Origin of the sequence: Amycolatopsis sp. NPDC051373 (genome assembly GCF_040689465.1) — a bacterium.
GTDB lineage: Bacteria > Actinomycetota > Actinomycetes > Mycobacteriales > Pseudonocardiaceae > Amycolatopsis.
Genome location: NZ_JBFBAE010000001.1, coordinates 348,661 through 361,070 on the forward strand (window position 1 = coordinate 348,661; position 12,410 = coordinate 361,070).

General features: G+C 71.8%; 10 protein-coding genes. 3 read left to right on the forward strand and 7 right to left on the reverse strand.

Features of this window, described 5'->3' with window-relative positions; all coding sequences use genetic code 11:
* Position 1: 1 nt before the first annotated feature.
* The 6 genes from AB0383_RS01750 to AB0383_RS01775 form a co-directional block, all read right to left on the reverse strand.
* Positions 2-1,894 carry a TNT domain-containing protein gene (locus AB0383_RS01750; RefSeq protein ID WP_366184485.1) on the reverse strand — a complete coding sequence of 631 codons (1,893 nt, stop codon included), beginning with the start codon at positions 1,892-1,894 and terminating at the stop codon, positions 2-4.
* 42 nt (positions 1,895-1,936) lie between these two features.
* Positions 1,937-3,010 (reverse strand): ADP-ribosylglycohydrolase family protein, encoded by a 1,074-nt coding sequence (locus AB0383_RS01755; protein WP_364169101.1) that lies wholly within the window; start codon positions 3,008-3,010, stop codon positions 1,937-1,939.
* 28 nt (positions 3,011-3,038) lie between these two features.
* The gene (locus AB0383_RS01760) at positions 3,039-5,285 is read right to left on the reverse strand and encodes an ADP-ribosylglycohydrolase family protein (RefSeq protein WP_364169104.1); all 2,247 of its coding nucleotides are present in this window, start codon (positions 5,283-5,285) and stop codon (positions 3,039-3,041) included.
* Positions 5,286-6,668 carry a TNT domain-containing protein gene (locus tag AB0383_RS01765; RefSeq protein WP_366184488.1) on the reverse strand — a complete coding sequence of 461 codons (1,383 nt, stop codon included), beginning with the start codon at positions 6,666-6,668 and terminating at the stop codon, positions 5,286-5,288.
* Positions 6,669-6,696: 28 nt separating this feature from the next.
* Positions 6,697-7,062: a hypothetical protein gene (locus AB0383_RS01770; protein ID WP_364169109.1), complete on the reverse strand. Its 366-nt coding sequence runs from the start codon at positions 7,060-7,062 to the stop codon at positions 6,697-6,699.
* 116 nt (positions 7,063-7,178) lie between these two features.
* Entirely contained in the window at positions 7,179-8,477 is a 1,299-nt protein-coding gene (locus AB0383_RS01775; RefSeq protein WP_366184490.1) for an MFS transporter, read from the reverse strand.
* A 178-nt stretch (positions 8,478-8,655) separates the two neighbouring features.
* Between AB0383_RS01775 and AB0383_RS01780 the strand changes: the two genes are divergently transcribed.
* On the forward strand, positions 8,656-9,948 hold the full coding sequence (locus tag AB0383_RS01780) for a class I SAM-dependent methyltransferase (RefSeq protein ID WP_364169114.1): 1,293 nt from the start codon (positions 8,656-8,658) through the stop codon (positions 9,946-9,948).
* Positions 9,949-10,142: 194 nt separating this feature from the next.
* A complete protein-coding gene (locus tag AB0383_RS01785) occupies positions 10,143-10,724 on the forward strand; it encodes a YqgE/AlgH family protein (RefSeq protein ID WP_285974395.1) in 582 nt (193 codons plus the stop codon).
* Here the strand turns inward: AB0383_RS01785 and AB0383_RS01790 are convergent.
* On the reverse strand, positions 10,721-11,140 hold the full coding sequence (locus AB0383_RS01790; RefSeq protein WP_364169117.1) for an SdpI family protein: 420 nt from the start codon (positions 11,138-11,140) through the stop codon (positions 10,721-10,723). The genes AB0383_RS01785 and AB0383_RS01790 overlap by 4 nt on opposite strands.
* A gap of 65 nt (positions 11,141-11,205) precedes the next feature.
* On the opposite strand from AB0383_RS01790, the gene AB0383_RS01795 reads away from it, so the two are divergent.
* Positions 11,206-12,384: an esterase-like activity of phytase family protein gene (locus AB0383_RS01795; RefSeq protein ID WP_364169120.1), complete on the forward strand. Its 1,179-nt coding sequence runs from the start codon at positions 11,206-11,208 to the stop codon at positions 12,382-12,384.
* The last annotated feature ends 26 nt before the right edge of the window (positions 12,385-12,410 follow it).

The following is a 12,410-nucleotide window of genomic DNA, read 5'->3' on the forward strand; positions in this document are numbered from 1 at the left end:
TTCACACGCGGGATAGCGCCCCCGCCTCCACATGCTGCGCGATCGGCCGCGGCAGCAAGAAAGCCGTTGCGCCGCCCGGTTGAGGGCCCCACGGGGCCGTGATGCCGGTCAGCACCCGCAGCGTGCGCTGCACCCGGTACTCGTGCCGGTCCCGTTCGCGTTCCGGGGACAGCGACGTCGAGGAGAAGCGTGTGCCGGAGGTGTGGACGAGGTTGCCCGCGTCGTTGCCGAAGCGCAGGACCGTGGTGCCGGCGGGGAGGACGACGACGCGTTTGCCGCGGAAGAAGGTCAGGGGCGGCTCACCGCGCAGCGGCAGGATCGGCCAGTCGGCGGGCTGGTCGGACTCGTCGGCGGCGCGCGGGGGCAGCATGAGCAGCGTGCCGAGGAGGAAGCGGGCGGCATCGGCCAGGCTGCCGAAGGCCACGGGCGCGACGGCCGGCGGGCGGGAGACCTCCCAGCCGTTCTCGGCGCGGCGCAGGGTCCAGACCTCGGCGACCGGTACCTCGGTGGCGCCGATCCGGTACGCGCTGGCAGGCACGCCGTGTTCGACCAGGCGCTGGTGCAGCAAGGTCAGGGTCTCGGCGGCGTGCAGGTCGAGGCCCAGGTCGTCGCCGCGGAGGGCGCGGGCGAGGCGGCCGTCGTCGGGGAGATCGGCTTCCGAGCGCGTCGGGCGCGGGGTGCCGAGGATCTCGGCTTCGGCCGTCGCGCGGACCAGTTCGCGCACCAGCGGCGGACGGAAGCCCGCGGCGCGAATGTGGTCCACCAGCTCGGGCTCGGGCGGCACGCCGTACTTGCGCAGGTAGTGCGGCACGGCCGCGGGCCACACCCAGGTGCCGTCGGTGTGGAAGGCGTGCGGCACGTCGGGCGGCGCGCCGGGGGCGAAGATGTCGTGCTGCGGCTGCGGGCGATGCAGGACGAGGGGCGCGCGGAACAGGTAGTCGAGCACACCGCGGAGCTGGTCGGGCGGCACCGGCGGCCGGTTGACGACCGGGCGCTCGTTCTCGTTGTGCGCGTCGACCACGCGGGCGTGGCGGAAGGCGACGTCGAGGGGCTGGTGGGCCTTCGCGGCCAGCCAATCGGGCAGTTCCTTGGGCGGGCGCGGGTACTGCGCGAACTCCACGGCGTACGACTCGGGCGCGGGCCGGCCGCCGTCGTTCGGCGGGACGCGCCAGGTGGGCTCGTGCTCGGAGTCGAAGTCGAAGTCGAACTGCGCCTCGGTGTCGAGCGTGAAGGTGCCCTGGAACCAAGTGCCGGTGTCCGGCGAGTACATCGCCGCGCGCAGTCGCGCGAACAACGCGCTCAGCTTCGGCGGCGCGGGCAGCGACACGGACACCGGCCCGTTCTCGTCGCCGACCGCGCGGACCTCCAGCTCCGCGTAGTCCCCGACCTGCCTGAACTGCGCGGCGACGCGCGTCCAGCCGCCGGGCACGGCGCGCAGCGTGCGGCCGATCGCACGCAGCAGGGCGCCGTGGTCGGCGTCGAGCTCCGGGCGCGGCTCGCCCTGGTCGCGGCGCAGCTGCCACAGGCCCGTGACGCGCTTGGCCTCGGCCGTCGTCGAGAAGTCGGTGAGGCCGAGCTGCGCGGCGCGCACCGGGTCGTGCTGCGTCCAGCGCAGCGTCAGCTCCTTGCCCTCTCCGGGCGCGACCTCGAACAGCTCGTCTTCGTACTCGCAGTACGTGCGCAGCGTGAACGTCGCCGGCACTTCGGTGGCCAGCACCACGCGCGCCGGGCGGCCCTCGTGCTCGCGGTCGAACCCGTCGGGCGCCTCTTCGTCCGGCGGGACGGACAGCAGCAGCGTGCCGTCGGTGGTCGAGCGCTCGGCCGCGAACGTACGGTCGTCCAGCGTCGCGTACAAACCGTCCGGGCGGTCTCCCGCCTCTACCCGGTAGCGCACGTCAGGTTCCTCCCCAATTCCCCCCGGTGACCGGGAAAGAACTTAGTCGACCGGGTAACGCGTGAACCAACCCTCGTCACTCGGTGAGTCGGGGCCGAACTCGGCGAGCGCGTCGTCCGCCAGCCTGGTGATCAACTCCCGCAGTTCGAGCCGCTCCAGCCAGCTGACGCGCAGCGCCGCTTCGCCGTACATCGCGCCGACGAGGTTGCCGCAGACCGAACCCGTGGAATCGCTGTCGCCGCTGTGGTTCACGGCCGCGAGCAACGCGGAATCCGGATCTTCGGTGGTCAGCGCGACGTACACGGACATCGACAGCGCCGTCTCGCCGACGTTGCCCTCACCCAGCTCGGCCAGCCGCTCGGGCGTCGGCGGGCCGGACATCGCGAGGGCCTGCGCCAACGCGGCTTCCTGCTCTTCGTGACCGGGGTGGCGGACCAGCTCGGCTCTGGACACAGCGACGGCGTCGAGCAGCGGCGAACCGGCCAGCAACTGCTGCACGATCACGGCGAAGGCGCCGGCCGACAAATACCCGCTCGGGTGACCGTGGGTCAGAGCCGCGAACTCGGCGGCGAGCCGGAACACCTCGGCCGGGTCGGCGGACCACAGCGCGACGGGCGCCACCCGCATCACGCCGCCGCAGCCCTTCGAGTTGTTCACCGGCCGCGAGACGCTGCCGCGCACGCCCGAGCGCCCGTACGCCTCCAGCTCGCCGAAGCACGTGAGCCCCGGCGCGCGGCGGCTGAACAGCGCGGCGTGCGTCACGAGCTCACCGTCGGGCGCCGCGAGCGCGGAGTGCGGGCCGCGCGCCCGCTCCCACGGCACGCCTTGCGTGTGCAGCCAGCGCTGGTAGGCCAGCTGCACAGACTGCACGACGTCGGCGCTGCCGGTTCTCCGCTGCTGCGCGTGGGCCCGGATGAGCGCTTCGAGGGTGAAGAGCGTCATCTGCGTGTCGTCGGTGAAGCGCCCTTCGCCGCCGTACGCCGGGATGAAGTCCGTGATGCCGGCGGGCCCGGTGAGCTCGCGGATCCGCTCGATCGAATCGAACTCCGTCTTCGCGCCGAGCGCGTCGCCGATGGCGCCCGCGAGCAGGCAGCCCCTCAGCCGCTGTGCCTCCATGACCCCATCTTTTCGAAGCCTCGCGGCGTCAGTGCCGCGGGTAGCGCTGCACCCACTCTTCGCCCAGGAAACTCAGCGCGGAGCGGCGATCGAAGTGCCACAACGCGTCGGTGACGACCTGTTCGATCAGGTGCCGCAGCTCGAGCTGCTCGATCCACTTCTGCGGCAGCCCGGGTACGCCCACGCGGGCGCCGAGCAACGCACCGGTGATCGCCCCCGTCAGCGCGCTGCGCCCGGAGTGGTTCACCGCGCGCAGCAGGGCCTGCTCGGGGTAGTTCTCGAACCCGGACAACGCGGCGAACGCGCGCCCGAGCACCGAAAGCGTGCCTTGGCCGTCGCCGATCAGCTCGGGCATCCGCAGATCCGGCAGCCCGTGTTCGCCGAAGAACGGCACCGACTCGGCGACCATCGCCTTCACCGGCGCCCATTCGGGACCGTTGACGAACGTGGTGTTGTGCTCGGTCAGGATCTCGCGCGACAGGTTCCATACGGGGTAACTGAACGCGTCCTTCGTGAGCACCGGCTCGAAGAGCCAGGCCAGGTACGTCGCCACCGACAGGTCGTCCTCGTGCGGGTGGGTCACGCCGACGAGGTCGCGCACGGCCTGGCGCACGCCGCCGCTGAAGCCCGTGCCGGGGCCGGAGGCGATGAGCGTGGCGGGCAGCGCGGCGATCAACGACGTCGGGCCGGTCAGCGGCACTGCCTGTGGAGATCCGGTGACCGCCGCGTGGTAGGCGTTGAGCTCGGCGTCGTCGGCGGTGCGGCGGACGTGGAGGTCGGGCACTTTCACGAGCCAGCCGTCGGCGTCGTCGTACGGCGCGCCCTGCGTGTGCAGCCAGCGCATCAACGCGCCGCGCACCACGGACGGGAACTGCTGCTCGACGTCGCGCGACTCCGGCTGCTCACGGTGCGGGCTGCGGATCACGGCCTCGGTGTAGAACAGCAGCCGCTGCGTCAGCGAGCCGATGCGGCCCGCCTGGTCGAACGCGACGGGCAGGTCGGTTACGCCCTCGGACCCGAACTGCGTGACGATCTCGTCGAGCCGCATCCGGTCCACGGCCATGCCGAGCGCCTCGCCGAGCGCGAAGCCCACGTACGCGCCCGCGACGCGCTGCCAGCCGTAGCGGAAGTTCTCGAGGTCGCGGTCGGGGTACTTGCCGAACGTGTCCAGGCGCGGGATCACGCGGCCGAGGTTGTCCCAGCCCGGCACGAGACCGTTGGCGCGCCAGTCGTTCGGCTTGCTGCGTGGCGGCTCGGCCATCGCGAGGCGGTTGAGCCACGACTGGCCCAGCACCGTGCGCTGGCACTCCTCGGCGGTGAGCTCGAAGCCGTGGCGACGCGCGTTTTCGGCCGCCACCAGGGGCACGGCCACCGGCTCGGACAGGCCCATGCGCGTGGCGGTGTCCTGGGTGAGCCGCTCGAGGTCTTCCTCGGCCTCGGGGCCGCGGCCATGCCGGTCGATGCGCGGCTCGTGGCGCGGGAAGCGCTTGGCGATGGTGGTGAGATCCTCGCCGGATACGTCCTCGAACGTCGCCGGGCCGCCGTTGATCACGAGGTTCGGCGGGTGCTCGAACTCGGCCAGCGTCGCGAGGTCCACGCGCCACCAGGAGTGCTCGCGCGGCGGGAAGTGGCGCGTCGCGCTGAAGACGCGCAGCTCGTTGCGCTCTTCGGAGAAGTAGAAGCGATCCGTGGCGCCGGTCTCGGGGTCGAGCGGCACGAAGACGTCGCAGCGCAGCAGGCCGATCAGCAGCTGCTCACGCGTGAGCCAGCCGACGCTGGCGAACGCGAGCAGCGTCTCCAGCGTGTTCTCCGGCTTCGGGTAGCCGCGGCGGATCGGGCCGGCCTTGTACTCGGGGTTCTCGCGCTCGTCGCCGGTCTGGCGGCCCTCGTTGTCGACCTTGACCCAGCCGGCCACGGCCTGCAGCGGCACACCGAGCTCGCCGAATCCGGCCTTGACGTACTCGGGGTCCACGACCTCGCGCCAGCTCTCCTGGCCGGGGAACGCCACGGGGATGCTCAGCCCTCCTGGGTTCGGCGGAGCCTGGCGCAGCTCACCGTCCGGCTCACGCACGACGACCGAAGGCGGCGGGAAGAGCTCCTTTTCCGGCCGGCCGTCGTCGAGGTACGCGGTGGTGTTGTACGGGATCGACCAGCCTTCGGGGATGCGCAGCACGCGGTCGCGGTCGACCCGCAGCCCACCAGGACCGGCGATCTGGGGACCGTGCACAGCGCGTAGCCAGTTCACGACCTTCTCCATCGCTTCCGCCGCTTCCACCTACTCGATCCTCTCCAGGCTTCCGTCGGACTCGTGCTCCGCGATCGGCTTGGGCAACACGTACGCCCCTGCTCCGCCCGGCAGGTTCGCCCAGGGCACCGTGACCCCGGTGACCACGTAGAGTGACCGTCGTAGGCGGTAAGTGTGCGCCATTCGTTCCCGTTCGAGTGGCAGTGACGTCGTGGCGAACCGTACCTCGCCGTGGTGGACCAGGTTGCCCGGTTCCTCCCCGAAGCGCAGGACGACCGTACCTTCGGGCAGTCGGGTGAGTCTCTTGTTGCGCAGCAGGGTGAGGGGCGGGTCACCCGCGGCCGGCTGGATGGGCCAGTCGTCCACTTCCTTCGCCATCTCGAGCGGGGTCTCGCGCCCGCCCGTCCGCCGGGCCGGGTGCAGCAGGAGCGCGCCGAGCAGCTGCTGGGCCGCGTCGGCGAGATGCTCGAAGGTCTGGCCGTTGCCGGCGGCCGATGTGACGGTCCAGCCGTCGTCACCCCTGGTCAGGCACCACTTGCCGGCCTCGATGGCGCCGATCCGGTAGGCCTGCGGCCACACGCCGAACGAGCCGAGCCGCTGCACGAGGACCGCCAGCAGCTGCTCGTCGGCCAGTTCCGGGTCGGGGCTGGTCTCCAGCTCGGCGGCGACGTCGCCCGCGGTGCGCCGGCCGTCCTCGGCGGCGGGGCGCGGCCGCGGACGGCCGAGCAGGTCGGCCTCCGCCGTGCGGCGCACGAGGTGTTCGACGTACGGCGGCTGGAACCCCAGCTCACGGATGTGCGCGACGAGCTCCGGCTCCGGCGCGATGCCGTGGCGGCGCAGCTGATGGGACACGGTCTCGGGCCACAGCCAGGTGCCGTCGGTGCGGTGCGCGTCGCCGACCAGCGCCTCGCGTTCGAGGTACTGCAGCACGAGCGGCAGCTCCTCGTCGGCCAGCGGCTCGCGCTCCTCCCCCACCTCGGCGGGGCGGGCGCGGCGGAACTCGACGCCGAGCGGCAGGCCGGTGCGCAGCCGCCACCAGTCGGGGATGTGCTCGTCCTCGCGGGGGAACGTTTCGAGCTCGTCGCGGTAGGCAGCGGGGTCGGGCGGGGTCGTCCACTGGGGTTCGCCGTCGACGAAGAAGTCGAAGTCGAACGTGCCGTCGGACGCGAGCACGAACCGCGCCTGCAGCCACGTGCCGCGGCCCTGGCGGTACATGCCGGCGCGCAGCGCGTGGAACATCCCGACCAGCTCGGGACCGGCCTCGGTGTTGCGCGGCTGGACCTCGGTGTGGTCGCCGACCTGCGCGAAGCCGATGCCGGCGGGGGCGCCCTCGTCGGGCTGGTGGGCGCGGATCAGCCGCCCGATCTCGACCAGCCGGCCGTGTTGGTCGGACTCGGAAAGTGGTGGTTCCACAGGTCTCAGCACATCCGGGTGCGCGGCGTTAGTAGCCGCGGCGCCGGTGCTGCGGCACGGCGCTTCGCGGAGGCAGCGGTCCTTGCGGCTTCACAGCGCCCTGCGTGGCGGGGCTCTGCGACGCCGTACGCGGGCGCACGCGGCGCGGCGTCGGACGAGGGGACGGCATCTGCTGCGGCGCGGCGTCGGTGAGCGGGGCCTCGGCGAGCTGCTGCACCAGGGCCTGGACGGTGAACGCGAGCTGGGCGGGAGTGGTGCGCTGGAACGTGTCCGGGGCGAACTCCAGCCGGCCCAGCGTGCCGCCGCTGCCGACGGTGGCCCGGACCAGCCCGTCAGGAGACGTCAGCACTGCAGGAGCGGCTTCCAGGGCGCGGTCGTCCCCTGCGGTACTCACGGTGGCCCCCCGTGTCGGTTGCACTCGCCGGAGTTAACCCGGCTGGGTCACGCGTCACTCTAATGCCAATGCGACGATCACTGACCCCGTTCGGTCCAACGGTTTGCGGCAGCGAATCAGTTCGGCCGGTCCGGCACCGCGCGGCGGCGCGCCACGAGGTAACCGGCGGCGCCGAGGAAATAGCAGATCGTGGCCGTGATCATCAGGCCCGGCGAGTACCCGTTGTCCGGGATGAACACCGCGCCGATCGCCACCGCGGCCACCTGGGTGATGTTGAACAGCGTGTCGTACAGGGCGAACACGCGGCCGCGAGCCTCGTCGGCGACGTCGAGCTGGATCGACGAATCGACACACAGTTTGAGCACCTGACCCGCGCCGGTGATGAGGAACGACGCCAGCAACGCCAGCGGCAGCACCATCGGCAGCCCTAGTGCCGACTGGGCGACGGCGGCCACCAGCAGCGCGCCGAGGATCGCGCGCAGCCGGCCGAAGCCGCGGATCAGCCGCGCGGTGAGCAGTCCGGCCACGAGGATGCCCGCGCCGGCGAGCGCGGCCATCTGCCCGAGGCCGGGCAGGCCGGCGCGGAAGACCCCGCTGTCGGTGAAGTAGTTGCGCATCAGCAGCACGGTGACCAGCAGCGAGATGCCGTAGGCCGCGCGGTGGGCGAACAGCGCGATGAACCCGGCCGTCACGCTCGGCGCGCGCCAGGCGTGGCGGGCGCCGTCCGCGAGACCGCGGGCGACGGCGAGGAACGGGTTCGGCGGCTCGTCGACGACCGTCGGCCCGAGCACCCCGCGCGTGAACCGCCGGGCGATCAGCGCCGAGACGAGCGCGCCCAGCGCGGCGAACGCCGTCGTCTCGGCCGAGCCGAGGTTGTCCGCGCCGAAGACCGCGCGCAGCAGGATGGCGCACCCGCCGCCGACCACGGCCAGCGCCGACCCGAGCGTGGTCGCGAAGGCGTTGGCGGACACGACGCTCGACGCCGGGACCACGTGCGGGAGCGAAGCCGACAGACCCGAGCCGATGAAGCGCGACAAGCCTTCGGCCAGCAGCGCGAGCGAGAACAGCCCCGGTCCGCCGAGGCCCGTGCCCACGGCGGCGGCCGACGCGAGGATGGCGACCACTCGCAACAGGTTCGCGAACACGAGCACGCGCCGGCGGTCCCACCGGTCGAGCAGCGCGCCCGCGAACGGTCCCACCACGGAGTACGGCAGCAGCAGCACCGCGAAGCCCTCGGCGATGGCCAGCGGGTCGGCGGCGCGCTCGGGGTTGAACAGCACGGCGCCCGCGAGGCCCGCCCGGTACACGCCGTCGCCCCACTGCGCGGCGAACCGGGTGTAGAGCAGCCTGCGGAACTCGCGATCACGGACCAGGAGCTTCGGCCCGATCCGCTCCGTTGTCGCGCTGATCGTCACGGGGGCCAGCGTAGCTACGGGGTGAACGGCCCAGAAGGTCCTAATGAGCGCACTTCGCCCAGTGAACCGGCGGCATTTTACTGAGCTGTGACGCCTATGGGGGACTGCGAAAGGGTGTGAAAGCGTTTTACGTAGAGGGCAGACGTCCGATTGTCGTCTACGGGAGAGGGGTGTGGCCATGACCGGCGCCGCGTCGCGGCTGGTGGGTGCCGCTGAGAAGCTGCTCGGAGCTGAGCTCCCGCTGCAGATCCGAGCGTGGGACGGTTCCCAGGCCGGTCCGGAGGGCGCGCCCGTGCTCGTGGTGCGCAACCGCCGGGCCCTCCGTCGCCTGCTGTTCAAGCCGGGCGAGCTGGGCCTGGGCCGCGCCTGGGTATCCGGCGACCTCGGCCTCGAAGGGGACCTCTACACCGCGCTCGGGGCCATTTCGGGGCTGATCTGGGAGCGCGACGAGGTGGAGGGCGGCAGCGTCCTCAGCGCCCTGCGGGACCCGGATGTGCGGGGCGCCATCGGCGAGCTGCTGAAGCTCGCCGGACCGCCGTTGCCGCCCCCGAGGCCGCCCGAGGAGGTGCGCCGGCCTCGCCACCGGCACACCCGGCGCAGCGACAAGCGGGCGATCAGCCACCACTACGACGTGGGCAACGACTTCTACGAGCTCGTCCTCGGCCCGTCGATGGTCTATTCGTGCGCGTACTGGTCCGAAAGCAGCACCCTGGAGACGGCCCAGCGAGACAAGCTCGAGCTCGTCTGCCGGAAGCTCGGCCTGCGCGAGGGCCAGCGCCTGCTCGACGTCGGCTGCGGCTGGGGCTCGATGGCGCTGCACGCGGCGCGCGAGCACGGCGTGCGCGTCGTCGGCGTCACGCTCTCGGAGGAGCAGGCGACGTACGCCCGCAAGCGCGTGGCGGAGGCGGGGCTGACCGACCGCGTGGAGATCCGCGTGCAGGACTACCGCGACGTCTCCGACGGCCCCTACGACGCGATCTCCTCCATCGGCATGGCCGAGCACGTCGGCGCCGAGAGCTACCTGGAGTACGCCCGCGACCTATACGCCTTGCTTCGTCCGGGCGGCAAGCTGCTCAACCACCAGATCGGCCGCCGGCCGCGCGAGGAAGAATCCGAGTACCAGCTCGACGGGTTCATCGACGCCTACGTCTTCCCCGACGGCGAGCTCGCCCCGGTCGGCACGACCGTGACGCAGCTGGAGCGCGCCGGGTTCGAGGTGCGTGATGTCGAAGCGCTGCGCGAGCACTACGCGCTGACCCTGCGCCGCTGGGTCGCCAACCTGGAAGCCGACTGGGACCGGGCCGCGGGGCTCGTCGGAGCCGGCCGCGCCCGCGTCTGGCAGCTGTACATGGCGGCTTCGGCGCTCGCGTTCGAGAGCAACCACATCGGTGTGAACCAGGTCCTGGCGGTGCGGACTCCGGACGGAGGTACGTCGGGCCTGCCGCTGCGGCCGCGGACGTGGCACGGCTGAGGGGTTGGGGGCCGGCGCACTTGGTCGCCTCTCGGCGGCTTGGCGCAGTGTGGCTCCAGCCGAACTGGTATTCCACAAAGGCTGTTCTTCAGTGAGCCCGGGGGACACGGAGTGCGCCGGCCTACTGTTCCCAACGGGGCACGAGTGGTTGGTGTTCCCGTGCCGACGAAATTCTCGGGGCGGGAAGTGGGAGGATTGGCGGCGTGCCAGCGGACGCCGAGGTTGAACCGGGAACGCTCCTGGTCGCCGCACCCACGATGTTCGACCCGAACTTCAAGCGGACCGTGGTGTTCGTCATCGACCACCGCGACGAGGGCACGCTCGGCGTAGTCCTGAACCGCCCGAGCGACGTCCCCGTGCACGACGTGCTCCCCAACTGGGGCGGGCACGTGGCGGAGCCGCAGTCGGTGTTCGTCGGCGGTCCCGTGGAGAAGAAAACGGCTCTGTGCCTGGCCGCGCTGCGCACGGGCGAGACGGCGGCGAGCGTGCCCGGCGTGATCGCGGTGCGCGGGCCGGTGGCGCTCGTGGACCTCGACACGGATCCGGAAGCGCTCGTGCCGAAGGTGCGTGGCGTACGCGTCTTCGCCGGCTACGCGGGCTGGGACTCCGGGCAGCTGGCGGGCGAGATCGAGCGCGACGACTGGGTCATCGTGCCCGCGCTGCCGAGCGACATCCTGGCCTCGCCCAACCGTGACCTCTGGGGCCAGGTGCTGCGCCGCCAGGGCGTGCCGATCGCGTTGCTGGCCACCCACCCGGGTGACCTGCAGCGGAACTAGCTGTCGGCCTTCTGGAACACGCCGCAGCCACCCGAGCCGCACGCGCAGCCGCTGCAGCCCGCGGGGGCGGCCGGAGCCGGGGCGGGCACGGTCAACGCGGCGCGGGCGCCGAGCACCCCGCCACCCACGACCAGCACCAGCAGGCCCAGCACACCAACGAAAGCCGCGGCGATGATCCCGGCCGTGGTGCCCGTGGCGATGCCCGCCAGCCCGGCGATCACGCCGACAGCGCCGCCGGCGAGCGTCGGGACGCTCGCCACGCGGTTGGCCAGCTTGAAGGCGGCGTCACTGCGCAGCGAAGCCGCCGTGCGGACACCAGTACCGCTTTCGCGGGTCAGCCGTTCGCGGAAGCCGAGGAAGCCACCCCAGCCGACGACGAGACCCAGCACGATCGGGACGAGCGCGATAGCGAACACCCCTTGAGGATAAGCGTGACCTCCCGGCAACGTGGTGGATACCCTCGTCCGTTGTGCTACACGCCATGTCTTCGTCCCAGCGACGCCGCGTGCTCACCGCTGCCTTGATCGGGGCACTGCCCCTTTCCCTGCTCGCCGCTCCGGCCGCGAGCGCTGAGGTTCTTTCGGAGAGTCACGCCCGCCCCGTTCGGCTCATCGGCGAACAGATCGTGCCCAACGCCCTCCAGTTCCAGGGCACCACCGTCGGCGGCCTCTCGTCGATCGACTTCGACCCGCGCACCGGCGGTTACGCCTTCATCTGCGACGACCGCTCCGCGATCAACCCCGCCCGCTTCTACACGGCGAAGTTCTCCCTCGACGCCCACCACCTCGGCCCGGTGACGTTCACCGGTACGAAGCCGCTGCTGCGTCCCGACGGCACGCCGTACCCGCCGCTCGCGCAGAACGACCCGACTGCGCCGCAGAACGAGCAGACGATCGACCCCGAAGAGCTGCGCGTGGACCCGTGGACCGGCGGGTACACCTGGTCGCAGGAAGGCGACCGGCTGGCGGACTCGTTCATCCAGCCCTCCATCCGAGAGGCGACCCGGGACGGCCGTTACGTGCGTGACCTGCCGTTGCCGGCAGACGAGAAGATGACCGCCGACGCCGGCCCGCGCCGCAACTACGTGCTCGAAGGCCTCGCGTACACCGGCTTCGGCGCGCTGCTGGCCAGCGAGGTCGAGGCGCCGCTGCTGCAGGACGGCCAGCCGCCGACCCCGACGTCCGGCGCGCTTTCGCGAGTCACCCTGCAGGCGCGGACGGGCCAGGTGCTCGCGCAGTACGCGTACCCGCAGGAGAAGCTGTTCGCGACCCCGGTGCCGGCCGACGCGTTCGCCGACACCGGCGTGTCCTCGATGCTCGCCGTGAACCAGCTTGACCCGACGAAGTTCCTCATGATGGAGCGCTCGTTCGTCACCGGTGTGGGTAACAAGGTGCGGGTGTACGAGATCGACACATCCGGCGCGACCACTGTGCTGAACGTGAAATCGCTCGCCGGCGCGAAGGGCGTGAAGCCGGTGAAGAAGAAGCTGATCGCGGACTTGTCGGACTACGTTTCCGCGGTGGACAACGTCGAAGGCATGGCCTGGGGCCCGGCGCTGCCGAACGGTGAGCGCAGCCTGGTCTTCGTGAGCGACAACAACTTCTCCGCGAGCCAGGTGACGCAGGTCATCGCTTTGGCAGTCCCGTCGGAACAGCTTTGACCACCACGTTAAAATGAGCTCATGAA

Bases quoted from the DNA above. Each gene is read 5' to 3' on its own strand.
- AB0383_RS01755 (WP_364169101.1), bottom strand. From the start codon at position 3,010: ATGGAGGCACAGCGGCTGAGGGGCTGCCTGCTCGCGGGCGCCATCGGC.
- AB0383_RS01780 (WP_364169114.1), top strand. From the start codon at position 8,656: ATGACCGGCGCCGCGTCGCGGCTGGTGGGTGCCGCTGAGAAGCTGCTC.
- AB0383_RS01795 (WP_364169120.1), top strand. From the start codon at position 11,206: ATGTCTTCGTCCCAGCGACGCCGCGTGCTCACCGCTGCCTTGATCGGG.